The sequence below is a fragment of the Streptomyces caeruleatus genome (assembly GCF_001514235.1).
GTDB lineage: Bacteria > Actinomycetota > Actinomycetes > Streptomycetales > Streptomycetaceae > Streptomyces > Streptomyces caeruleatus.
Window position 1 is genome coordinate 754,505 of record NZ_KQ948924.1, and the last position, 23,970, is coordinate 778,474.

The window sequence follows — 23,970 nt, forward strand, 5'->3', positions numbered from 1 at the left end:
CATGACGGCAGATCCGTACGCAGCAAGCAGTTCGTCCGCATCATCCGACGCCGCACACCGTCCCTACCGTGAGGTGACCGACGCGCGCGGGCGCGTCTATCGCATCGGCGAGACCGACCGCGACATCCTCGGCCACTCCCGCAAGATCATGGTGTATCTCCCGTGGATCGCCATGATGGCCATCAGCGTCTTCGAATACGCGTACGGCTCTGCCGAGGACACCCTGTCCCATGCGCACGGCTGGACGCAGAGCAACACCTTCTGGATCCTCAGCGTCTGGGTGTTCTTCCAGGCCGGCATCGCCTTCCCTGCGGGCTGGCTGCGCGAGAAGGGCATCCTGACGGCCCGCAGGGCCATGTACCTGGGCTCGGGCATGTGCCTGCTGGGGTTCCTCGCCCTCTCGCACCTGGACAACGTCCTGCTGGCGATCCTCGGCTTCGGGGTCGTCGGCGGCCTCGGGGCCGGCCTGGTCTACGCGACCTGCATCAACATGGTCGGCAAGTGGTTTCCCGAACGGCGCGGCGCCCGGACCGGGTTCGTCAACGGCGGATTCGCGTACGGATCACTGCCGTTCATCTTCATCTTCAACTACGGGTTCGACACCGCGAACTACCACCGGGTGCTGGACCTGATCGGCTGCTACATCATGATCGTCGTCCTCGGATGCGCGTACTTCTTCAAGGACCCGCCGAAGAACTGGTGGCCCGCGGACGTCGATCCGCAGACGCACACGGGCGACCGGAAGAACGCGGTGAGCCTCGCCAAGAACCCTCCGGCGGTGAAGCAGTACACGCCCCGGGAGGCCATCAGGACCGGCATGCTGCCCCTGATGTGGCTGTCCGTCGTACTGACCGCCGGGGTGTCGATCTTCGGCATCTCCTTCCAGGTCGACTACGCCAAGGACGTGGGCTTCGGCCCGCTGGTCGCTGCGTCGTCGATGGGCGTGATGGCGGTGATCAACGGCATCGGCCGCGGTGTCGTGGGCTGGCTGTCGGACCGGTGGGGCCGCAAGTCGACGCTGGTGTTCGTGATCGTCGTGCTGGGCCTCGCCCAGTTCGGCGTGATCTGGGCGGGCGATCTCAGGAGCGAATGGCTGTTCCTGTTCTTCGCCTTCCTCTCCGGTTTCGGCGGCGGCGCCTTCTACCCGCTGTTCGCGGCGCTCACCCCCGACTACTTCGGGGAGAACTACAACGCCACCAACTACGGGCTCGTCTACAGCGGCAAGCTGATCAGCGGCCTGTTCGGCGGCGGACTGGGTTCCATGGTCGTCGCGGCCTGGGGCTACGACGGCGCGTACGCGCTGGCCGGCGGCGTGTCGTTGGTGGCCGCGGCCATCGCTTTGCTGCTGCGGCAGCCAGGGCGGAGCGCGACGGTCCCGCACCCCGTGCACTGACCGGTCGCGCATGTGAGGAGGCCCTCCCCGCTCGGGGAGGGCCTCCTCATGTCGGTTCGAGGACCGTCAGCACTTCTCCCGCAGCGAGTGCAGATGCGCGCTCGAACGGCGTGCGAAGGTCAACGACTCGGTCGGGTTGTCGTGCTCCGCCTGCCAGTGGTGGGCGAACCGCTGTCCGCGCAGCCTGGTCACAGCGGAGATGAACCGCTTGTAGTCGATGTCGCCGTCACCGACGTCGACCATGTCGTAGCCGTACTGGTTGGTCGGATCGCTCACGCCGTCCTTGACGTGGAAGAGCGGGTAGCGGTGCGGCTGCTTCAGTACGTAGTCCAGGGGCTCGAAGGGGGCGGCCGATCCGTCGGGCCGCTTCGAGAAGCGGAACTGGCCGGAGTACGCCCAGAAGATGTCCATCTCCAGGTACACGAGGTCGGGGTCGGTCTCCGCGAGCAGCACGTCGTAGAGGCGCACCTTGGGGTTGTCGGTGGCGAAGGAGAACTCCTCGGAGTGGTTGTGCTGGTAGAACTTCAAGCCGCGCGCCTTCGCCGCGGCACCGTAGGTGTTGAACTCCTCGGCGGCACGCTTCCAGGCGTCGACGGTGGAGCCGTAGCGGAACGGGCCGGACGCGGTGCCTATGTGCTTCAGGCCGAGGGCCTGGGCGTCGTCGAGGACCTTGGTGAGGTTCTGGGCGAAGGTGTAGGCGTTCGGGTCGTCGGAGTAGTAGCCGACGTGGCTGCCGATCGGGTTCAGGCCGTGGTTCCTCGCCAGCCTCTTGAGCTGGGCGAGGGTGATCGGTCCGGCCGAGCCCTGGGTGTATCCGGCGAACTCGACCTCGTCGTAGCCGTACTTCTCCAACTCGGCGAAGACAGGGGCGAAACCGAGCGTGGAAACCTTGTCGCGCAGGCTGTAGAGCTGGATGCCGAGGCGACCGGGCGGCAGGACGGGACGGCCGCGGCCGGCGCCGCGGGAGGTCGCGTCGGTGGTGGACGCGGCGCCCGGAGCGGCGGTCACGGGGGCAGCGGCGGCGCCCAGCAGGGCCGCGGCCGTGGTGCCCGCGGCCACGCCGAGCATGCCTCGTCTGCTGAGGCGGTGGGTGAGTTCGGGATCCGTCTGGGAAAAGCGGCTCATGCCTGGAACTCCCTGTGATCGAAGGCCGTTGTCAGTGGTGAGTGCTTCACTTGTGATCAGTCGGAGCTGAGCGGGCTGACCGCTCAGCCGAGACCGGCGAGTTGGAGCAGAAGTGACTTCACATCGGTGGCCGCGACGCGGTCGCCGACAGCGCGGGGGGGGGTGGAGCAGATGAGGAGCGGACCGTCGGCGTCGCTCGCTGGGATGCGGCCATGGCTGCCGCGAATAGGTGAGGGATCCAGAGGCACGACCGCCATGCGGTAGCGCATGCCGAGTTTCTTGCGGGCGAGCGCGGTCGCCGCCTTGACCTTGACGTAGGGGTCGAGGGGATCCATGAAGAGTTCGACCGGGTCGTAGCCGGGTTTGCGATGGATCTCGACGAGTCGCGCGAAGTCGGGCGCGCGGGCGTCGTCCAGCCAGTAGTAGTACGTGAACCAGGCGTCCGGCTCCGCGACGGCGACGAGCTCGCCGGAGCGCGGGTGGTCGAGGTGGTGGGCCTTCTTGCCCTCGTCGTCGAGGAGTTGCTCGATGCCGGGCAGTCCGTCCAGGGCGGCCCGGGTCGCGTCGAGGTCTTCCGGCCTGCGTACGTAGACATGGGCGATCTGGTGGTCGGCGACCGCGAAGGCGCGTGACGCCATCGGGTCCAGGTACTCCATGCCGTCCTGGGTGTGTACTTCGAGCAGCCCTGCCTGCCGCAGGGCGCGGTTGATGTCGACGGGGCGGCTCACGCGAGTGATGCCGTACTCGGACAGCGCGACGACGGTACGGCCCTCGGATCGGGCGTCGTCCAGCAGCGGGGCCATAGCTGCGTCCAGGTCGGCGGCCGCCTTCAGGGAGCGTGGGTCGTCGGGGCCGAAGCGCTGCAAGTCGTAGTCGAGATGAGGGAGGTAGCACAGGGCCAGGTCGGGGTGGCGGGTGCGGATGATGTGGCGGGTCGCGTCGATGATCCAGCGGCTGGACACGAGATCGGCGCCGGGGCCCCAGAAGTGGAACAGCGGGAACGTGCCGAGTCTCCCGGTGAGTTCGTCGTGCAGGGCGGGCGGGCGGGTGTAGCAGTCGGGTTCCTTGCGGCCGTCGGAGTAGTAGATCGGACGGGGGGTGACGGTGAAGTCGGTGTCGGCGCCCATGGCGTACCACCAGCAGATGTTGGCGACGGTGTAGCCGGGGTGTGCGCGGCGGGCGGCGTCCCAGAGTTTGTCGCCGGCGACCAGGCCGTTGTGCTGGCGCCACAGGAGTACGTCGCCGAGGTCACGGAAGTACCAGCCGTTGCCGACGATGCCGTGCTCCGACGGGTGGGTGCCGGTGAGGAAGGTGGACTGGGCGGCGCAGGTGACGGCGGGCAGGACGGTGCCGAGCGGGGCGTGGCAGCCGGACTGGGCGAGTCTCTTGAGGTGCGGCATGTGGTCGAGGAGACGGGGGGTGAGGCCGACGACGTCGAGGACGAGGAGAGGGGTGGGGCGGCGCTGAGCGGTGGCGTCCGGTCGGGGTGCTGGGCGGCCTCGGGGTGCGGTGGGCGGCGCTGTCGGGCTGGCCGGGTCCGCCGGATCCATCAGGTCCGCGGCGTCCGTCGGGTCGAGCGGCTCGGTCATGGCAGCTCCTTCAGGCCGAGGTCGGTCAGCAGATCGCGGGCGAGGGTGAGTTCGGCCGCGATGCCGTCGGCGAGCTGGCTGCGGGCTCGGGGCCGCAGTTCGGGTGGGAGGGCCTGCCAGGTGTAGGTCTCGACCTCCAGGTGGCGGGTGAGCGGGTGCGGGCCGCCGACGAGGCGGGTCAGGGCGGTCTTGAGCACGGGGAGTGTGGAGGTGAGGGGTGCGGCGGGGGCCGCGTGGAGCGGGACGTGGAAGTGGGCCCGCCAGGGCGAGGCGTCGGGCAGGGCGTCGCCCTTGAGGGCCTCGCCCAGGTCGTCGGTGCCGCGCAGGCCGGCGGCGGTGGCGGTGCGGGTCTGGTGCAGGAAGCGGGGTTCGTCGAAGGCGGCGAGGGCCTCGCGGACTTCGGGGAGGTGGGGGTGTTCGGCGTGCAGAGCGGCTGAGAGCTGGGACTTGACGACGGGGACGCGTGCTTCGGCGAGTGCGTCCAGGGCGGTGTGCGGATCTTCGAAGGAGGTGGCGAGGTGACAGGTGTCGACGCAGATGCCGATGCGGTCGTCGCCGATCGCGGTGAGTGGGGTGATGGCGTCGGCGGTGGTCTCGACGGTGCAGCCGGGTTCGGGTTCGAGGCCGACGCGGATGTCGCGGCCGGTCAGCTCCTGGAGGGCGTCGAGGCGTTCGGCGAGGGTGAGCAGGGCGGTGCGGGCGGTCTCGGCGCGCTGCTCGTCGTAGGCGGTGCGCCAGGCGAGGGGCAGGGTGGAGATGCTGCCCTGGGTGACGTCGTCGGGGAGAAGTCCGGCGAGGACACGGGCCAGGGCGGTGGTGTGGTCGAGGCGCTCTGGGTCGGCCCAGTCCGGTTTGTACACACGGTACTTGACCTCTTCGGCTCCGAATCCTTCATACGGGAAGCCGTTCAGGGTGACGACCTCGAGGCCTCGCCGGTCGAGTTCGGTGCGCAGTCCGCGCAAGGCGGACGGGTCGCTGACGAGGGCGTGAGCGGCGTCCTTGGCGAGCCACAGGCCGATGCCGAGGCGGTCTCGGCCGAGCCGGCGGCGGACGGGTTCGCAGTGGTCGCGGAGCTGGGCGAGGATGCCGTCGAGGGTCTCGGCCGGGTGGACGTTGGTGCAGTAGGCGAGGTGGACGGTGGAGCCGTCGGGGTGGCGGAAGCGCATGGCTCACGCTCCCGTGGCCGGTGCGCCGGCAGGGTCGTGCCGCTGTCTCGGTGCGCCCGCCGGTCCGTCAGAGTCCTTCGGGGCGCCACGGAGGATGGAGTTGCCCTCGTGGGTGGCTTCCGGGGTCGTGATGTCGAGGTCGAGGCGGCCGCTGAGCCCGTAGAAGGCGACCGGGTTGCGCCACAGCACGAGATCGACGTCGTCCGCGTCGAAGCCCTCGGCCAGCATCAGGTCCGCGACCCGGCGGGTCTTCAGGGGGTCGCTCCTGCCCCAGTCGGCGGCGGAGTTCACCAGTACCTGCTCGGGGCCGTACTCCCGGAGGATCGCGACCATCCGTTCCTCGTCCATCTTGGTGTCGGGATAGACGGAGAACCCGAGCCAGCAGCCGCTGTCCTTGGCCTCCTTGACGGTGGTCTCGTTGAGGTGGTCGACCAGGACGTGGTCCGGGGGCAGTGCGGATTCCCGGACGACGTCGAGGGTGCGGCGCAGGCCCGCGAGCTTGTCGCGGTGCGGGGTGTGGACGAGCGCGGGGAGTTCGTGGGCGGCGGCCAGCTGGAGCTGGGCGGCGAGGGCGGTGTCCTCGGCGGGGGTCATCGAGTCGTAGCCGATCTCGCCGACGGCGACGACCTGATCCTTGACGAGATACCGGGGCAGTTCGTCGAGGACGGCGACACAGCGCGGGTCGTTCGCCTCCTTGGGGTTGAGGGCGAGCGTGCAGTGGTGGGCGATGCCGTGCTGGGCGGCGCGGAAGGGCTCCCAGCCCAGAAGGGAGTCGAAGTAGTCGAGGAAGGAGGCGACCGAGGTGCGGGGTTGGCCCAGCCAGAAGGAGGGCTCGACGACGGCGCGGATGCCGGCGGTGTGCATGGCCTCGTAGTCGTCGGTGGTCCGAGAGGTCATGTGGATGTGGGGGTCGAAGAGGCGCATCAGGACTCCTTGCCGTCGGTGCCGCGGGTGCCGTGGGGGGCCGGCGGAGTGGCTGTGGGGTCGGTCAGGGTCAGGACGCGGTGCAGGTCTTCGGGGACGGGGCGGCCCGCGGCGGTGCGTTCGGCGGCGTAGTCACCGAGCATGCGGGCGAGTTCGGCGTCTCGGTGGGCGCGGCGGTCCAGTTCGGCCACGGCGTCGACGGGCACGCCGGTGAACAGGCACTTCAGTACGGCGTGGCGCCATTGGTGGGCGTCGAGGTGCCGGGCGGCGTAAGGGCCGACGGCGGCGGAGAGGAGGCGGGTGTCGTTGGTGCGCAGGGCGTCCTCGACGAGCGGGAGGGCGTCGGGGCCGGGCACGAGATGGGGCAGCGCGTGCAGGACGGCACGGCGTTCGGCGGCGGTGCCCTGGGAGTAGACGCGGGTGACGGCGTCCGTGTCCGCGCGGGCCGCGTGCAGGATGAGGACGCGGGCGGCGTCGGCGTAGTCGGACCCGCAGCGGCGGCCGGCCTCGGCGATGCGCAGCTCCCAGACGGAGATGGGGCCGTGGGTGCCGGGGTGCGCGGCGGCTTCGTCGAGGGCTCGGTGGAGCCAGGAGCGGGCGACGCTGCCGAGGCGGGCCGTGACGTGGCGGCGCAGGTCGGCCGGTGGGGTGAGGGCGGGGCTCGTGCCCTGCGGGTCGGGCCCTGGGGGCCGGGCGGACTCCCGATGCCCGGGGGTGCCTGCCTCTGCCCCTGCCCGGCCGTCGGCACCCGTCCGACCGTCGGCACCCGTCCGGCCATCGGCACCCGTCCGGCCCTCGGTATCCGTCCGGCATTCGGTATCAGTCCGGCATTCGGTATCCGTCCGGCATTCGGTATCCGGTCTGGACTCCATACTCCGGTCCTGGCTGTCGGCGGCCGGTTTGGACTCCGTCCGTCTGTCCTGGCCGTCGGCCTCCCGTGGGGACGCCGTGCCCCGGTCCTGGCTGTCGGCCTCCCGTGTGGACTCCGTACCCCGGTCCTGGCCGTCGGCGTCCGGCCCGCGCTCGGTGGCCTGGTGGGGCTCCGCGCCTGCACGGATGTCGGTGCGCGCGCGGGCCTCGGTGTCCGCGCCCGGGGTGGCCGGGGTGATGCGGGGGTGCGTCATGAGGTGCTCCCTTCACGGGTGGCGGAGGGATCGCCGGGGTGTGGGACGAGTACGGGTGATCGGGTGGCCGTGGCCTCGGCGCGGCGGAGGAACGGGAGGGAGAGTTCGGCGAATTGAGGGCCGGCGTGGGAGTGGCGGGGCAGTTCGACGACGGTCAGGCCCTGGTAACCGGTGGCGGAGAGGGCGGCGAGGACGGGTGGGAAGTCGATCTCGCCGTCGCCGAAAGGGAGGTGTTCATGGATACCGCGGCGCATGTCCTCGATCTGGACGTGACGCAGCCAGGGGGCGGCGGCACGTACGCAGTCGGCGGGAGGGAGGGGTTCGAGGCACTGGCAGTGGCCGATGTCGAGGGTCAGGCCGAGGAGGTCCGGGTCGCCGAGGGTGCGGCGGAGCCGGTGGAAGTCGGCGAGGGTGGCGAGGAGGTGGCCTGGTTCGGGTTCGACGGCGAGAGGGACGCCGGCGGTGGTGGCGGCGTCCAGGACCGGGGTGAGGGCGTCGGCCAGGCGGTGCCAGGCCGTGTCCGGGTCGGTTCCCTGCGGCGTGGTTCCGCTGAAGCAGTGGACGGCGTGGGCGCCGAGGTCGGCCGCGACGCGGACGGCGCGGAGCAGCAGGTCGACGCGGCGGGCGCGGTCGTCCGGGTCGGGGTCGAGAAGGGAGGGGCCGTGCTTGCGACGCGGGTCGAGAACGTAGCGGGCGCCGGTCTCCACGGTGACGTCCAGACCGAGTGCGTCGAGCCGTCGGGCCAGGCGGTCGGTGCGGGCGGCGAGGTCGGGGGCGTACGGGTCGAGGTGCATGTGGTCGAGCGTCAGGCCGACTCCGGCGTAGCCGAGGTCGGCGAGCAGGGCCAGGGCGTCGTCGAGGCGGAGGTCGGCGAGGCCGTTGGTGCCGTAGCCGAAGCGGAGGGGGGTGGGGGAGGCGGCCGGTTCTCCGGGGGCCTGCGCCGGGTGGGGCCGCGGGTTCATGTGACGCTCACCTTCTTCGTGTGCGCCCGTCCGAGCGGGGCGAGCGCGGGGACGGCCGTGGCGGTGAGCACTGATCCGTCTCGGGCCGCGAGCGGCGCCTGGGGCGGCACGGTGGCTCGGGTGCCGCCGCCGACGGGTCGCCGGGGCAGGAACGGTGAGGCATTGAGCGGGGCGTGGACGCGGGGGCGGACGGCGTGGGCGACCGGGCCGCTCAGTGCGTCGCCGGGAATGGCGAACCGGGCGGTGAGCCACAGCAGTTCGGCCTGGGCACGGCTATGGCGAGGGCTGCGGCTATGGCGAGGGCTACGGCTACGGCTACGGCTACGGCTCACGACGCTCCCCTACGGCACGCTCGCGCGAGTCGGCGCCCTGTGCGGGCGCGTCGTTGGCCGAGTCGCCGGGACCCGCGCCCCCACCAGCAGCTCGCTGCACGCACTGGCCGAGGCTCGTGCCCCGCGCGTCGGCTTCCAGCCGTTCGGCGGACTCCCGCGTGGTCTCGCCGGTGCCCGCAGGGCGGAGCCGCTCGGCCAGGCCCGCCAGCGCGGCGTACTGCTCCCCCAGGCTCGCCGGCCCGTCCCCCACCGGGTCCTTGAAGTAGAAGCCGAGTTCGGTGAGCGGGCCGGTCAGGCCGGTCTCGTGGGCCCGCGCCGTGAGGCGGGCCAGGTCCAGGACCAGGGGCGCGGCCAGGGCCGAGTCGCAGCCCTGCCAGATGGTCTGGAGGATCATGCGGGTGCCGAGGAATCCGTCGAAGGCGATGTGGTCCCAGGCGGTCTTCCAGTCGCCGAGAGCGGGGACGTCGTCGATGTGGACCTCGCCCTCGGGGACGGTGCCGAGGGTGTCGGCGAGGACGCGTTCCTTGCCGGCGTTCTTCGCGGCCGCGGCGGCCGGGTCCGCGAGGGCGGCGCCGTCTCCGCCGCCGAGCAGGTTGGTCCCGGACCAGGCCCGGACCGTCAGTGCCCGCTGCGCGAATATCGGGCCCAGCACGGCTCGCAGGAGGGTCTGTCCGGTCTTGCCGTCCCGGCCGGCGTAGGGCAGGCCGCTGCGCTCGGCCTCGCGGGCGGCGACGGGGTGGTGCAGACCCTCGGACGGGGTGAAGTTGACGTAGGGGCAGCCCGCGCGCAGGGCCGCCAGCGCGTACAGGGTGCTGGCCGGCAGCGGGGCGTCGGGCGCCTGGGACGCCGGTTCGGTGGAGGCGACGTTCACGACCACGGTCCGCTCGAGTTCGTGGCGGTGCGTGAAGTCGCGTATGTCGTCGGCGAAGGCCGTGATCAGTTCGGCGTCGCTCCTGGTGTCCCCCGGGGTGGGGCCGCCGGTCCTGATCTCCCGGTCGGCGGCGGCGAGTTCGGCCAAGACGGCGGTCGCGGTACCGGGTGGGAGGACGCCGCCGGCGGTCAGGGTCTCGGCACGTTTGGGCAGGGGGCAGTCGAGGGTGTCGTGGCCGCCGAAGACGAGGTCGGACAGGGCAGGCAGGCCGCTGTCGGTGAAGGCCGAGGTCTCGGTGACCATGCCGGTGGGCGGATGCAGCCCCGCGGTGATGGCGGCGCACCCCGTGACGACGGTGGTGGCGACGGAGCCTCGGGCTCCGATCAGCCACACTCCCACACGCGGTCGGGAGAGGGACGCGGACATGGGCAGCCTCCTTGTCGTGCGCGAACCCCGGGGGGTGGGACGAAGACGGCGGGCGGGGGTCCGGCGTCCCCCGCCCGCCGCCGCTCAGCCGCCCGTGGTGGGCAGTTCCTTCAACTGGATGTTGCGGAAGGAGACCTGGTCGTCGGCACCGTGGTTCTGCAGGCCGATGTGACCGTCGGTCAGGCTCCGCTGGGGGTCCTTGTTGGTGAAGTCGTTGATCTTGACTCCGTTGAGGAACACCTGGAGGCGTTCGCCCTGGACCTTGATCTCGTAGGAGTTCCACTGGCCGGGCGGACGCAGGACCTGGTCACGGGCCTTGATGTTCGCCGACTTGAACGAGTAGACGGACCCCGTCGTGCGCTCGGGCGCGTCGGTGGCGTCGATCTGGATCTCGTAGCCCTTGTTCACGGCGGACCAGGGGTCGTCGGAGGCCGGGAAGCCCACGAAGATCCCGGAGTTGTCGTCGCCCTGCATCTTCCAGTCGAGCTTGAGGGAGTACGACTTCAGCTCCTTGGCCTGGTACCAGAGCAGGCCCATGCCGCCCTCGGTCCCCAGGGTGCCGTCCTTGACGTTGAACTTGCCGGGGCCGGCCTGCTTCCAGCCGTCCAGGGTCTGGCCGTTGAAGATCTCCCGGTAGCCCTTGCTCGGCTTGCAGTCCGCCTTCACCTGGCCGGTGGCGTACTGCAGGCCGCCGAGCAGATGGGCCCGGAAGGCCTCGTCGGCGTAGGACTCCTTGGTGTGGCCGCCGCCGGTGTAGAAGGAGCGGCCGCCGCCGTAGCTCTGGCACCAGGCGATCGGGTGGTCGCCCTTCATGTTCCCGCCCTGGTAGGTGGTCTCGTCCAGGGTGGCGAGGACCTTGGCCTGCTCACGCGGGTTGGTGCGGTAGTTGTACCACTCGTCGGTGCGCTCCCAGGCGTCGCCGAGGTGCCCGGTGGACGGGTGGTCGTGGTCCTCGACGCGGACGGTGGCCTTCTGGATGGCCGGGTGCGAGTCGAAGTAGGCGCCGACGAGACCGCCGTAGAACGCCCAGTCGTACTCGGTGTCGGCGGCCGCGTGGATGCCCATGTAGCCGCCGCCACCCGCCACGTAGTTCTCGAACGCCTGCTGCTGCTCGGCGTTGAGGACGTCACCCGTGGTGGACAGGAAGGCCACCGCGTCGTACTTGGCGAGGTTGGTCGTGGTGAACTGCCTTGCCTCCTCGGTCGCGTCGACCGTGATGCCGGCCGGGCCGCCGAGCTCCTTCAGGGCGGCGATGCCGGCCGGGATGGAGTCGTGCCGGAAGCCGGCGGTCTTGGAGAAGACCAGGACCTTCTTGCCGCCCTTGAACGGCTGGGTGGAGAACTCGAAGTCGTCCACGTCGTACAGGGCGCCGTCGCCGCCCTTGAAGACCAGGTAGATGTCCGTGGTCTTCCTGGGCAGCGCCCGCAGGGGCACGTCGACGTTCTGGAACGTCTCCCAGCCGCCGGTGGGCGGGATGTACGCCGAGCCGTGCAGCGGTCCGTCGGGCGAGCCGGTGCGCAGTTCGATGAAGCCGCCCGCGCCGCCGGAGGAGGCCCTGACGGTCATCTTCTTCTGCCCGGCGAACCGGTAGGGGGTGAAGGAGATCCAGTCGCCGTCGTTGACGTTGCCGACGGTCTTGCCGCCGTTGGCACCGGTCTTGTCGATGACCGAGACGCCCGACTGGGTGGTGAAGTGCTCGGCCTGGCGGTGCAGCGGCTGGAGGACGGTGCGGGCGGTGCCGGTCAGTGCCTCCTGGCCGTTCGCCCCGCCGTCGGTGTAGCCGGCGCCGACGACGCCGTAGATGTTGGCGTTGGGGTCGTGTCCGCCGTCACCCGCGGGTGGCGTCAGGGTGCCCTCGCAGCCCATCTCGCTGGTCAGCTCGTGGGCGTGGGAGTCGTGGCCGAGGCTGTAGGTGACCTTGACCTTGGAGCAGTCGACCGTCTCCTCGGGATCGGTGACGGTCACCTTGAAGGGGACCGGCTTGCCGAATTCGGCCAGGGCGCCGTTGCCCGGGATGTCGATCCGCACCTTGGGCTCGGTGTTGCCGACGACGATCCGGACGCTGGCGTTGCCGGTGTTGCCCTCGGGGTCCTTGGCGGTGAAGGTGGCGCTGTAGGTGCCGACCTTCTTGTACTTGTGGGTGGGGTTGAGGCCCTCACCCTTGGTGCCGTCGCCGAAGTCCCAGCTGTAGGTGAGGTCGGTCGAGTCGGCGTCCTTGGCGGAGGCGGTGAACTTGACGTTCAGGCCGGCCGCGCCGGACGTCTTGTCGGCGCTCACCTCGGCTATCGGGGAGAAGCCGTCCTCGGCGTTCTCGATGCGGTACAGCGCGGAGTGCTCGTCGCCCTGGAACCAGGAGATGCCGTAGTCGAGGACGTAGAGCGCGCCGTCGGGGCCGAACTCCATGTCCATGATCTGGGTGCCGGTCCACGGGAAGTCGTTGATCTTCGCGACGGAGCCGTCGTCGTTCTGCTCGATCCGCTTGATCCAGCGGCGGCCGAACTCGCCGGCGAAGAAGTCGCCGTCGTAGGCCTCGGGGAACTTCACCTTGGAGTCGAGGTCGGGGTCGTAGCGGTAGACCGGGCCGGCCATCGGCGACTCGGAGCCGGTGCCGAACTCGGGCACGGAGCCGCCGTCGTACGGGATCCACGCGGCCTGCGCGGGCGGCAGGTCGGTGAGGCCGGTGTTGTACGGCGAGGTGTTCTTCGGGGCGGCGCAGTCGAACTTCTCACCGGAGGCGCCGGTGGCGAAGTCGTAGTCGACGTAGGCGTCGTTGTTGCCCGTGCAGAACGGCCAGCCGAAGTTGGCGGCCTTGGTGACCTTGGCGAACTCGACCTGTCCCGCCGGTCCCCGGCTGGGGCTGGCGGCGCCGGCGTCGGGGCCGTAGTCACCGACGTAGACGATGCCGGTCTTGTCGTCGACGCTCATCCGGAACGGGTTGCGGAAGCCCATCGCGTAGATCTCGGGACGGGTCTCTTCGGTGCCCGGGGCGAAGAGGTTGCCCTCGGGGACGGTGTACGAGCCGTCCTCGGCGACCTTGATACGGAGGATCTTGCCGCGCAGGTCGTTGGTGTTGGCGGAGCTGCGGCGGGCGTCGAAGGCCGGATTGCGGTTCGGCCGGTCGTCGATCGGGGTGTAGCCGTCGGAGGCGAAGGGGTTGGTGTCGTCGCCGGTCGACAGGTAGAGGTTGCCGTCCGCGTCGAAGTCGATGTCGCCGCCGACATGGCAGCAGGTGCCACGGGAGGCCGCGACGTCGATGACCTTCTTCTCGCTGGCCGTGTTGAGCGTGCCGTTGGCGTTCAGGGTGAAGCGCGAGAGGCGGTTGACGCCGTCGAACTTCTTGAATTCCGCGGCGGTGCCGGTCTCGGGGGCGTCGCCCGTGGGAGTGTCCAGGGGCGGGGCGTAGTAAAGGTAGATCGCCCGGTTGTTCTTGAAGTCCGGGTCGATGCCGACGCCTTGGAGGCCCTCCTCGTCGTGGCTGTAGACGTCGAGCTTGCCGGCGACCTTGGTGACGCCGCCCTGGTCGGTCAGGCGGAGTGTGCCGTCGCGCGAGGTGTGCAGGACGCTGCGGTCCGGGAGCACGGCGAGCGACATCGGCTCGCCCATCTCGGGTTCGCCCTTGGCGAGCGGTACCTGCTGGAACTGGCCCTCGGCGGCTGCCGGTTCGTCGTGTTCCGGGTGTCCGGGGTGGGCGCCGGCGACGGTGGCCGGGGTGCCCACGGCCAGGAGCAGGCCGGAGAACAGGGCGACGGCGGTGCGAAGCCTGGGGCGCCTGGGGGTGCGGGTGCTGCTGATGGGTCTGGTTCTGTGCACGAAGTCCCTCCGGGAACGGGGTGTGCCGTACGGGGTGGGTGCGTGGACGTGCGGTGCGGGCGCCGGGGTGCGCCGTCACCCCGGAGGTGTTTGTGTCCTGAACACTTCAGGGACGGTAACCGCGTCCGTGCGGGGCGAACACCCCTTGCGTCAGGATCGTTCAGGCTTTCTCCCAGCACAGGACAAAGCAGGATCCGCGCAGGTCGGAAGGGGGGACCGGCGGTGCTGCCGGTCCCCGTCCCCGACCTGCGCCGGGTGCGTGGTTCAGCTGTTGAACGCGGCGTCGAAGGACGCGCTGGGCGGCTCGAAGTCGTACGCCTTGAGGCGGGTCAGCGCCTCCGGGGCGCCCTGGAGCCGGTCCATGCCGGCGTCCTCCCACTCCACGGAGATCGGGCCCTTGTAGTCGATGGAGCGCAGCATCCGGAAGACGTCCTCCCAGGGGACGTCGCCGTGCCCGGCCGACACGAAGTCCCAGCCCCGGCGCGGGTCACCCCACGGCAGATGGGAGCCGAGGCGGCCGTTACGGCCGTCGAGGCGCTTGCGGGCCTCCTTGCAGTCGACGTGGTAGATGCGGTCGCGGAAGTCCCAGAGGAAGCCGACGGGGTCGAGGTCCTGCCAGACGAAGTGGGAGGGGTCGAAGTTGAGGCCGAAGGCGGGGCGCCCCCCGACCGCCTCCAGGGCCCGCCAGGTCGTCCAGTAATCGTAGGCGATCTCACTGGGATGGACCTCGTGCGCGAACCGCACGCCCTCCTCGTCGAAAACGTCCAGGATGGGGTTCCAGCGGGTCGCGAAGTCCTCGTAGCCGCGCTCGATCATCGACTCGGGCGCGGGCGGGAACATCGCGACGAGGTGCCAGATCGCGGAGCCGGTGAAGCCGATCACCGTGTCGACGCCGAAGGCGGCCGCGGCCCGCGCGGTGTCCTTCATCCGCGCGGCGGCCCGCTGCCGGACGCCCTCCGGGTCGCCGTCGGCCCACACCTCGCCCGGCAGGATGGCCTGGTGGCGCTCGTCGATGATGGCGTCGCAGACCGCCTGGCCGACCAGATGGTTGGAGATCGCCCAGCACTTGAGGCCGTACTTGTCAAGCAGGGCCTTCCTGGAGTCGATGTACGACGGGTCCGCGAGGGCCTTGTCGACCTCGAAGTGGTCGCCCCAGCAGGCGAGTTCGAGACCGTCGTAGCCGAAGTCGCGGGCGAGCCGGCAGACCTCCTCCAGCGGCAGGTCGGCCCACTGGCCGGTGAACAGCGTGAACGTACGCGGCATTGCGCGTCAGCCTCCTCAGACCGCGATCGGGGTGTAGACGGAGTTCTTCTCGGCGCTCTCCTCCACCGCCGCGAGCACGCGCTGCACGTGCAGCCCGTCGGCGAAGGAGGGTTCGGGCTGCCGGCCCTCGGCGATGGCGTGGACCAGGTCGCGGGCCTGGTGGACGAAGGTGTGCTCGTAGCCGAGGCCGTGGCCCGGCGGCCACCAGGCGTCCAGGTAGGGGTGGTCGGGTTCGGTGACGAGGATGCGGCGGAAGCCGGCGTGGGCGCCGGGTTCGATGCCGTCGTGGTAGGAGAGTTCGTTGAGGCGTTCCAGGTCGAAGGCGATCGAGCCGCGCTCGCCGTTGAGTTCGATGCGCAGGGCGTTCTTGCGGCCGGTGGCGTAGCGGGTGGCCTCGAAGGAGGCGAGGGCGCCGGAGGGGAAGCGGCCCGTGAACACGGCGGCGTCGTCGACCGTGACCAGCCCCGTGGCGCTCTCGGCCGACACGGCGGACAGCCCCTTCACCGCCCCGCCGGGCAGCGGACGCTCCCGTACGAAGGTCTCCGTCAGCGCGGACACGCCGCTCAGCCTCTCCCCCGCCAGGTACTGCGCGAGATCGATGATGTGCGCGCCCAGGTCGCCCAGCGCGCCCGAGCCCGCCAGTTCCTTGCGCAGCCGCCAGGTCAGCGGGAACTGCGGGTCGACGAGCCAGTCCTGAAGGTACGTCACCCGTACGTGGCGCAGGCGTCCGAGGCGGCCGTCGGCGACCATGCTGCGGGCGAGGGCGGTGGCGGGCACCCGACGGTAGTTGAAGCCGACCATGGCCAACTGGCCGCGTTCATAGGCTTGTTCGGCAGCGCCCGCCATCGCCTCGGCCTCCTCGACGCTGTTCGCGAGGGGCTTCTCGCACAGGACGTGCTTGCCTGCGGCCAACGCGGCGAGCGCGATCTCGGCGTGGCTGTCGCCCGGGGTGCAGATGTCGACGAGGTCGATGTCGTCCCGCGCGATCAGGGCCCGCCAGTCGGTCTCGGTCGACGCCCAGCCGTGCCGCTCGGCCGCCGCCCGCACAGCGGTGGCGTCCCGCCCGCAGATCGCGGCCAGGACCGGGCTGCGGGGCAGATCGAAGACCCGGCCCGCCGTGCGCCAGCCCTGCGAGTGCGCGGCACCCATGAACGCGTAGCCGACCATGCCGACGCGCAGCGGCGGCCTTCCGGCCGCCGTGCCTGGCGGGGACACCTCGGGCCCGGTCCCGGCCGCGGGGCCGGACACGCCCGCCCCGTCAGCCGTGGCCCCTGCCTGCGCCTCGGCCTCGTCGGGCTGCTGCGGCTGTCCCATGCGATAGTCCTCCTCGTCGTCGTGCAGCGGTGGGGGGTTGCGGGGGCGCTCAGCGGATCGTGCCGTCCTGTCGGCTCGGGCCTCGCCGGTCTGCGGACCTGCGTCGCCTACGGTCCTGCGTGGCCCAGGGACCTGCGGGTCAACGGGACCGCGGGTCTACCGGACCTGCCGACCTACGGGACTGCGGGTCCACGGAACTGCGGACCTGCGGACCTGCGGACCTGCGGGTCAACGGGATGCGGATCTGCGGGACTGCGGGTCCACGGAACTGCGGATCTGCGGATCTGCGGACCTGCGGACCTGCGGGTCAACGGGACTGCGGTCTACGGGACTGCGGGTCAACAGGGCAGTGGGCTGCCAACGTCGACTCCCCGGCCCGGTCGCCGCGCCCCCGTGCCACGGCGCCCCCACCCCCGTCCACCACTCGCCCGCAGCCAACCCCCGACCCCGGAGCCCGGAGCCCGGAGCCCGATCGAGGGTCGGCTCGATCCCTGAACGCCCACGGCCCTGCCCGACGGACGCCTCGCCCCGTCGGGCAGGGTGCGCCTCACTTGAAGCCGGTGGGCATGTACTGGTCGACGTTGTCCTTGTCGACGACCGCCGAGTAGAGCGTGATCGAGGCGGGGATCTCGAACTCGGCCATGCCGCCGACGCCCTTGCTCTGCCCCAGGGCACGGGCCAGGTCGATGGCGGACGCCGCCATGGTCGGCGGGTACAGGACGGTGGCCTTGAGGACGCCGTCGTCCTTCTTGATCGCCTGGAAGGCGGACAACGCGCCGGCGCCGCCGACCATGAGGAAGTCGTCGCGACCGGCCTGCTCGATGGCCCGCAGCGCGCCCACGCCCTGGTCGTCGTCGTGGTTCCACAGGGCGTCGAACTTCGACTGCGCCTGAAGGAGTTGGGCCATCTTGGCCTGCCCGGACTCGACCGTGAACTCCGCCGCCTGACGGGCCACCTTCTTGATGTTCGGGTAGTTCTTCAGGGCGTCGTCGAAGCCCTGCGTACGCTGCTGGGTCAGCTCCAGGTTGTCCAGGCCGGCCAGTTCGATGACCGTGGCGTCGGCCTTCCCCTTGAGCTTCTCGCCGATGTAGTGCCCGGCGTTGAGGCCCATGCCGTAGTTGTCGCCGCCGATCCAGCAGCGGTACGCCTGCGGGGTGTTGAAGATCCGGTCGAGGTTGATGACCGGGATGTTCGCGCGCATCGCCTTCAGGCCGACCTGGGTGAGCGCCTTGCCGTCGGCGGGCAGCACCACCAGGACGTCGACCTTCTTGTTGATCAGCGTCTCGATCTGGCCGATCTGCGCGGCGGTGTCGTTGGACCCCTCCGTGATCTCCAGGGTGACGTCCGAGTACTTCTTGGCCCGGCTCTTGGCGTTGTCGTTGATGGCGTTGAGCCAGCCGTGGTCGGCCTGCGGACCGGCGAAGCCGATCGTGACCTCCTTGCCGGGCTTGTCGTCGGCGGCCGGCTGGTCGTTGGCGGCCGGCTCGTCGTCCGACTCGTTGCTGGTGCAACCCACGAGGAGGGCACCGGCGCCCATCGCGGCGGTTCCGAACAGCAGCCCTCTGCGACTGGTGAGCTCTGGCATGACGGTGAACCCTTTCCTCAGGTCGTGCTCGCGGTACGGCGCTGGACCAGCACGGCGGCGACGATGATCGCGCCCTTGGCGATCTGCTGGACGTCGCTCTGCAGGTTGTTCAGGGCGAAGATGTTGGTGATCGTGGTGAAGATCAGGACGCCGAGCACTGAGCCGGTGATGGTGCCGCGACCCCCGCTGAGCAGCGTGCCGCCGATGATCGCGGCCGCGATGGCGTCGAGTTCGTAGAGGTTGCCGTTGGTGTTCTGGCCGGAGCCGGACAGGATGATCAGCATGAAGGCGGCGATGCCGCAGCACAGTCCGGACAGCAGATAGAGGTAGAGCCGCTGGCGTCGGACGTCGATGCCGGCGAGCCGGGCCGCCTCCGCGTTGCCGCCGACGGCGACCGTGCGGCGTCCGAAGGTCGTGCGGTTGAGGATCAGCCAGCCGATGATCGTCACGACCGCGAACACCATGACCAGCGGCGGAATGCCGAGCACGTACGCGTCGCGCTCGCCGAGGTCCAGCACGGAGGGGATGGTGACGATCTGCGTCTTGCCGTCCGTGATCTGGAGGGCGAGTCCGCGCGCGGAGGCCAGCATGGCGAGCGTGGCGATGAACGGGACCATCGCGCCGTACGCGATCAGCACTCCGTTGACCAGCCCGCACGCCACGCCGACGATCACCGCCGTGAAGAGGATGCCGGCGAATCCGTACTCCTGGGTCGCGACGGTCGTCGCCCACACCGAGGCGAGCGCGACGATCGCGCCGACGGACAGGTCGATGCCGCCGGAGGTGATGACGAAGGTCATGCCGACGGTGACGACGCCGATCACGGAGCCCTGGGTGAGGACGAGTTGGAGGTTGCGGGTGTCCAGAAACTCGTCCGGCTTGGTGATGCCGCCGATGAGGATCAGCGCGGCGAGGACGCCGAGCAGGGAGAGGGTGCGCACGTCGGCGCGGGCCATCAGGCCCCGCCAGGCGGGCGCCGCTCCGGCGGACGGCACCTTGCCGGTGCTGTCCCGGGGCGGGGAGGCGTGCTGCGTCATGACGCCGGGCTTCCTTCCATGACGAGGTCGAGTACGCGGTGTTCGTCGAGTTCGCGGGCCGGTGCGGTGTGGACGACGCGGCCTTCGCGCAGGACCAGGACGCGGTCGGCGAGGCCGAGGACTTCGGGCACTTCACTGGAGACCAGCAGCACGGCGAGGCCTTCGTCGGCCAGTCGGCGCACGACCGCGTACAGCTCGGCGCGGGCGCCGACGTCGACGCCGCGGGTGGGTTCGTCGAGCAGCAGGACGCGGCAGCCGCGCAGCAGCCAGCGGGCCAGGACGGCCTTTTGCTGGTTGCCGCCGGAGAGGGTGCGCACGGGCACCGAGGGGTTGTCGGGCCGCAGCGACAGCTCACGGGTCGCGGCCCGCGCGGCGCCCAGTTCCGCGGCGCGGTCGATCCAGCCGCCGCGGGAGAAGCGGGACATGGAGGAGACGGAGACGTTGCGGGTGACGGACTCCAGCATCAGCAGCGCCTGCGCCTTGCGTTCCTCGGGGGCGAGCCCGAGTCCGGCGCGCACGGCGGCCCGTACGCTGCCCGGCTTCAACGGCCGTCCGTCCACGAGGACTTGACCGGCGCTCGGCTTCCTGGCCCCGTAGATCGTCTCCAGGATCTCGGAGCGCCCCGAGCCGACCAGTCCCGCGAGCCCCACGATCTCCCCGGGCCGCACGGTCAGGTCGAGGGGCTCGAACTCCCCGTGCCGGGCGAGTCCCCGCACCTCCAGCAGCGGCTCGCCGCCCGTCGCGTCCTTCGGCGGCCGCTCGGGGAACACGTACTCGACGTTGCGCCCCGTCATCATCGCCACGACGTCCCGTGTCGGCGTCGTCTTCGCCGGAAGCCCGCCCGCCACGGCCCGCCCGTCCTTCAGCACGGTCACCCGGTCGCCGATCCGGCGGATCTCCTCCAGCCGGTGCGAGATATAGACGACGGCGACTCCGGCGGAGGTGAGGTCGCCGACGATGCGGAAGAGGTTGTCGACCTCGTCCGGGTCGAGGGCGGCGGACGGCTCGTCCATCACGATCAGCCGTACGTCGTGGGAGAGCGCCCGGGCCATCGAAACGATCTGCTGCTGGGCCGCCGACAGGTCCCCGACCAGCCTGGCCGGGTCGATCTCCGGATGCCCAAGTCGCTTGAGCAACTGGGTTGTTGATGCTCGGGCCACCTTTCCACGTACGACGAAACCGGCGGCCGTGGGTTCATGGCCGAGGTGGACGTTCTCGGCCACCGACAGGTGCTCGACCAGGTCGAGTTCCTGGTAGATGGTGGCGATGCCGAGGCGCATCGCGGCGATCGGCGAGCGGAGGGTGACCCCCTCGCCGCGCCAGCGGATGGTGCCGGTGTCGGGCTGGTGGGCGCCGGCCAGGACCTTGATGAGGGTGGACTTGCCGGCGCCGTTCTGGCCGAGCAGGCAGTGCACTTCACCGGCCTGGACGTCGAGGTCGACGCCGTCGAGGGCGCGGACTCCGGGGAACGACTTGGTGATGCCGTTCATGCTGAGCAGCGGTGGTACTGGTGCCATGAGGTCCCCTTGGCGGGCGTGCGGGCCGGTTCAGGGCAGGGCGAGGCAGGACAGAGCGATGCAGGGCGGAGCGATGCAGGGCGGAGCGAGGTGCGAGGTGTGGTGCCGGTGAGCCGTACGGGGTGGGTGGCTTACGCGGGTGAGAACAGGTGGTCGCTGATGAGCCGGGCCGCGCCGATGACGCCGGCGGTGGGGCCCAGCTCGCCCAGGACGATGGGGAGGTTGCCGGTCGCCAGGGGCAGCGACTGGCGGTAGACCTGGGTGCGGATCGCGGCGAGGAGGTTGTGGCCGAGGCCGGTCACCCCGCCACCGATCACCACCAGGCCGGGGTTGAAGAAACTGACGAGTCCGGCGATGACCTGGCCGACGCGGTTGCCGCCCTCGCGGATCAGGTCGAGCGCGGTGGCGTCACCGGCGGCGGCCGCGGCCGCGACGTCGACGGCGGTCAGGGTGCCGTTCGCCTCAAGCCGCGAGGCCAACTCGACAGTGAGCCCCTGCTGGGCCGCTTCCACGGCGTCCCGGGCGAGGGCCGCCCCGCTGAAGTGCGCCTCAAGGCAGCCCCGGTTGCCGCAGGCGCAGGGGCGGCCGTCCGGCACGGCCTGGATGTGCCCGATGTCGCCCGCGCTGCCCGTGACCCCACGGTGGACGTCACCGCCCGCGACGATGCCGCAGCCGATGCCGGTGCCGATCTTGACGCAGAGGAAGTCGCCCACGGAGCGTGCGACGCCCGCGTGCTGCTCCCCCATCGCCATGAGGTTCACGTCGTTGTCGACCATGACCGGGCAGCCCAGCTCCTGGCTGAGCGCCTCCCGCACGGGGAAGCCGTCCCAGCCCGGCATGATCGGCGGGGCCACCGGCACGCCCTCGGGGAAGCGGACCGGTCCCGGGACGCCGATGCCGGCGCCGTCGAAACCCTCCGCGAGCCCGGAGACCCTCAACTTCGCGGCCATGGACAGGACTTGCTCGAAAACCGCGACGGGCCCCTCGCGTACGTCCATGGGCTGGTTGAGATGGCCGAGGATCTCCAGTTCGGCGTTGGTGACGGCGACGTCGACCGAGGTCGCGCCGATGTCGACGCCGAGGAAGCGCAGCCCGGGGTTGAGCCGGACGTTGTGGGAGCGGCGGCCACCGCGGGAGGCGGCGAGTCCGTCGGCCACGACCAGGCCCGTCTCCAGCAGCCGGTCCACCTCCACGGCCAGCTTGGACCGTGAGAGGTCGATCTGATCGCCCAGCTGGGCCCGGGAGTTGGGTCCGCCGTCGCGCAGCAGCTTGAGCAGTCGTGCCTGATGGGCGTTCGCGGGTCGCGCGGTCATACGTCTCACGAGCCCCTCCCCGCCTCATTCGGCCTGTGCGCGCCGGGTTTCGGCCACCCGGGGTGGCCTGCTTTCGAGGGGAACGTAGCAGCGCCTGCCGGGACTGGGAAGAACTTGCGCACAGATTGCCGTCAACTTTCTCCACTCACAGGACAAAGGAGAGGGCGCGAGGGCTTCGCAAGGATGCGCAAGGATGCGCAAAGAGTGCGCGAGGGGTGAGTCCGACGCCGCGGCTGATCGCCCATGTGCGCCAACGGGGCGCAATCGGGCCATGGTTGGCCATGCTTTCTCCGCCGACAGGAGTGCTGCCGACAGGAGTACTGGGGGGAACGCGGACGGCTCAGGGGATCCTCGTCAGACGGTTCGTGCTGCCGCCGCGGTCCTGAACACCGCGGCGCAGCTCAGGACTTGGCCCGCGCGTGATACGACCGTCGCGTGTGCTCCGTGTGTTCCCGCATCAGCTCGGTGGCGCGCTGCTCGTCCCGGGCGGTGATCGCGGCGATCATGCCCCGGTGTTCGATCCAGGACTGCTGGCCGCGCTGGCGGGCCACGGGCGTGTAGTACCAGCGGACGCGGCGGTCGACCTGGGCGGCCAGTTCGGCGAGGACGGTGTTGCCCGCGAGGTCCATGATCTTCGCGTGGAAGCGGGCGTTGAGGGCGACGGCGGTGTCCACGTCATCGGCGGCCACGGCCTTCTCGCCCTCCGCGCACAGCTCCTCCAGGGCCGCGATGCCGGCCTTGTCGGCGTGGGCGGCGGCGAGTCTGGCGGCCTCGGCCTCCAACAGCGTACGGACGGTGAGGAGCTGGTCGGCCTCCTCCTCCGTCGGCTCGTGCACGAACGCGCCCTGCGCGGGCCGCAGATCGACCCAGCCCTCGGTGTTCAGCCGCTGGAGCGCCTCGCGCACCGGCTGCCGGGACACGCCGAGGTGACCTGCCAGTTCGCTCTCGACCAGGTGCTGGCCCGGCTGGAGGGCACGGGTCGTGATGAGTTCGAGCAGCGCCTCGTAGACACGGTCGCGCAGCGGGCCGGGCCGTTCGAGCTTGGGCACCGCACCCTGCGGCAGTCCTGTCGACAACATCGGTCCCCCTCCTGGGCGAAGGCCGGGCGACTGCATCCGGTAGCCGACCGTCACGGAAAGCCAGTATTGATTGTCTTTCGTCTACAGTCTACGGCGCACAAAGGCCAGGGGACCGAGGAGTTGGCCACGTCACACCCGCGTCAGCGACCACCGGAGGCCCGCGGCAGCGGCGTCAGGGGCAGCGCACGACCTGCCCGGCGTACGACAGGTTCCCGCCGAACCCGAACAGCAGCACCGGGTCCCCGGACGAGATCCGCCCCTGCTCCACGAGCTTGGAGAAGGCCAGCGGGATGCTCGCGGCCGAGGTGTTCCCGGACTCGGAGACATCGCGCGCGACGACGGCGTTGACGGCGCCGAGCTTGAGCGCGAGGGGTTCGATGATGCGCAGGTTGGCCTGGTGCAGGACGACCCCGGCGAGGTCCTCGGGGGCGAGACCGGCCCGCTCGCAGGCCCGGCGGGCGATGGCGGGCAGCTGTGTCGTCGCCCAGCGGTAGACGCTCTGCCCCTCCTGGGCGAACCGTGCCGGCTGTCCCTCGATGCGCACCGCGTGCCCCATCTCGGGCACCGAGCCCCACAGCACCGGACCGATACCGCCCTCCTCGGAGGCTTCCACGACGGCCGCGCCGGCCCCGTCGCCGACCAGCACACAGGTCGTGCGGTCGCTCCAGTCGGTCACGTCGGACATCTTGTCGGCGCCGATCACCAGCGCCCGGGACGCGGCCCCCGCCCGGACAGCGTGGTCGGCGGTGGCCAGCGCGTGGGTGAAACCGGCGCAGACGACGTTGACGTCCATCGCGGCGGGCGAGGGGATGCCGATGCGGGCCGCGACCCGGGCCGCCATGTTCGGGGAGCGGTCGATCGCGGTGGAGGTGGCGACCAGGACCAGGTCGATGTCGCCGGGCGCGAGCCCCGCGGCGGCGAGTGCCTTCGCGGCGGCGTGCGCGGCGAGCTCGTCGACCGGCTCGTCGGGCCCGGCGATGTGGCGCGTACGGATGCCCACCCGGGATGTGATCCACTCGTCACTGGTGTTGACCATGCCCGCCAGGTCCTCGTTGGTGAGTACCTTGGCGGGCTGATAGTGGCCGACTGCGGCGATGCGCGAGCCGTTCATCGTTGGTGATCCCCTCGGGCCTTGGGTAG

General features: G+C 70.9%; 17 protein-coding genes and 1 pseudogene. 1 reads left to right on the forward strand and 17 read right to left on the reverse strand.

Going from position 1 to position 23,970, the window contains the following annotated elements:
- The first annotated feature begins 1 nt into the window (after position 1).
- Complete coding sequence (locus tag AQJ67_RS03315) at positions 2–1,393, forward strand: OFA family MFS transporter (protein ID WP_079055736.1); 1,392 nt, start codon at positions 2–4, stop codon at positions 1,391–1,393.
- Positions 1,394–1,459: 66 nt separating this feature from the next.
- Here the strand turns inward: AQJ67_RS03315 and AQJ67_RS03320 are convergent, their stop codons facing one another.
- The 17 genes and pseudogenes from AQJ67_RS03320 to AQJ67_RS03395 all read right to left on the reverse strand — a co-directional run bounded on the left by AQJ67_RS03320 (position 1,460) and on the right by AQJ67_RS03395 (position 23,941).
- On the reverse strand, positions 1,460–2,518 hold the full coding sequence (locus AQJ67_RS03320; RefSeq protein WP_062716425.1) for a sugar phosphate isomerase/epimerase family protein: 1,059 nt from the start codon (positions 2,516–2,518) through the stop codon (positions 1,460–1,462).
- 83 nt (positions 2,519–2,601) lie between these two features.
- The gene (locus AQJ67_RS03325) at positions 2,602–4,068 is read right to left on the reverse strand and encodes an alkaline phosphatase family protein (protein WP_062716783.1); all 1,467 of its coding nucleotides are present in this window, start codon (positions 4,066–4,068) and stop codon (positions 2,602–2,604) included.
- Between the two features lie 35 nt (positions 4,069–4,103).
- On the reverse strand, positions 4,104–5,273 hold the full coding sequence (eboE, locus tag AQJ67_RS03330) for a metabolite traffic protein EboE (RefSeq protein WP_062716426.1): 1,170 nt from the start codon (positions 5,271–5,273) through the stop codon (positions 4,104–4,106).
- Between the two features lie 3 nt (positions 5,274–5,276).
- Positions 5,277–6,197, reverse strand: coding sequence for a TatD family hydrolase (locus AQJ67_RS03335; protein ID WP_062716427.1), 921 nt, complete (start codon positions 6,195–6,197; stop codon positions 5,277–5,279).
- Positions 6,197–6,883 (reverse strand): annotated as a pseudogene (locus tag AQJ67_RS03340) (EboA domain-containing protein); the annotation flags it as partial. The pseudogene AQJ67_RS03340 and the gene AQJ67_RS03335, both read right to left, overlap by 1 nt.
- Positions 6,884–7,317: 434 nt before the next feature.
- Positions 7,318–8,283 carry a sugar phosphate isomerase/epimerase family protein gene (locus AQJ67_RS03345; RefSeq protein WP_062716428.1) on the reverse strand — a complete coding sequence of 322 codons (966 nt, stop codon included), beginning with the start codon at positions 8,281–8,283 and terminating at the stop codon, positions 7,318–7,320.
- Positions 8,280–8,615 carry a hypothetical protein gene (locus AQJ67_RS47455; RefSeq protein ID WP_159058706.1) on the reverse strand — a complete coding sequence of 112 codons (336 nt, stop codon included), beginning with the start codon at positions 8,613–8,615 and terminating at the stop codon, positions 8,280–8,282. The genes AQJ67_RS03345 and AQJ67_RS47455 overlap by 4 nt, the downstream gene beginning before the upstream one ends.
- On the reverse strand, positions 8,605–9,912 hold the full coding sequence (locus AQJ67_RS03350) for an inositol-3-phosphate synthase (protein WP_244190348.1): 1,308 nt from the start codon (positions 9,910–9,912) through the stop codon (positions 8,605–8,607). The genes AQJ67_RS47455 and AQJ67_RS03350 overlap by 11 nt, the downstream gene beginning before the upstream one ends.
- A gap of 84 nt (positions 9,913–9,996) precedes the next feature.
- The gene (locus AQJ67_RS03355) at positions 9,997–13,722 is read right to left on the reverse strand and encodes a ThuA domain-containing protein (protein WP_062716429.1); all 3,726 of its coding nucleotides are present in this window, start codon (positions 13,720–13,722) and stop codon (positions 9,997–9,999) included.
- Positions 13,723–13,986: 264 nt separating this feature from the next.
- Complete coding sequence (locus tag AQJ67_RS03360; protein WP_062716430.1) at positions 13,987–14,985, reverse strand: sugar phosphate isomerase/epimerase family protein; 999 nt, start codon at positions 14,983–14,985, stop codon at positions 13,987–13,989.
- Positions 14,986–15,000: 15 nt separating this feature from the next.
- Entirely contained in the window at positions 15,001–16,299 is a 1,299-nt protein-coding gene (locus AQJ67_RS03365) for a Gfo/Idh/MocA family protein (protein ID WP_062716431.1), read from the reverse strand.
- A 547-nt stretch (positions 16,300–16,846) separates the two neighbouring features.
- Positions 16,847–17,884, reverse strand: a complete 1,038-nt coding sequence (locus AQJ67_RS03370; RefSeq protein ID WP_062716432.1) for a substrate-binding domain-containing protein — start codon at positions 17,882–17,884, stop codon at positions 16,847–16,849.
- A gap of 17 nt (positions 17,885–17,901) precedes the next feature.
- Complete coding sequence (locus AQJ67_RS03375; protein WP_062716433.1) at positions 17,902–18,921, reverse strand: ABC transporter permease; 1,020 nt, start codon at positions 18,919–18,921, stop codon at positions 17,902–17,904.
- Entirely contained in the window at positions 18,918–20,438 is a 1,521-nt protein-coding gene (locus AQJ67_RS03380; RefSeq protein WP_062716434.1) for a sugar ABC transporter ATP-binding protein, read from the reverse strand. Before AQJ67_RS03380 ends, AQJ67_RS03375 begins: the two co-directional genes overlap by 4 nt.
- A gap of 131 nt (positions 20,439–20,569) precedes the next feature.
- Complete coding sequence (locus AQJ67_RS03385) at positions 20,570–21,751, reverse strand: ROK family transcriptional regulator (RefSeq protein WP_062716435.1); 1,182 nt, start codon at positions 21,749–21,751, stop codon at positions 20,570–20,572.
- A gap of 401 nt (positions 21,752–22,152) precedes the next feature.
- Complete coding sequence (locus AQJ67_RS03390; RefSeq protein WP_062716436.1) at positions 22,153–22,830, reverse strand: GntR family transcriptional regulator; 678 nt, start codon at positions 22,828–22,830, stop codon at positions 22,153–22,155.
- A gap of 172 nt (positions 22,831–23,002) precedes the next feature.
- Positions 23,003–23,941, reverse strand: a complete 939-nt coding sequence (locus AQJ67_RS03395) for a beta-ketoacyl-ACP synthase III (RefSeq protein WP_062716437.1) — start codon at positions 23,939–23,941, stop codon at positions 23,003–23,005.
- Between the last annotated feature and the right edge of the window lie 29 nt (positions 23,942–23,970).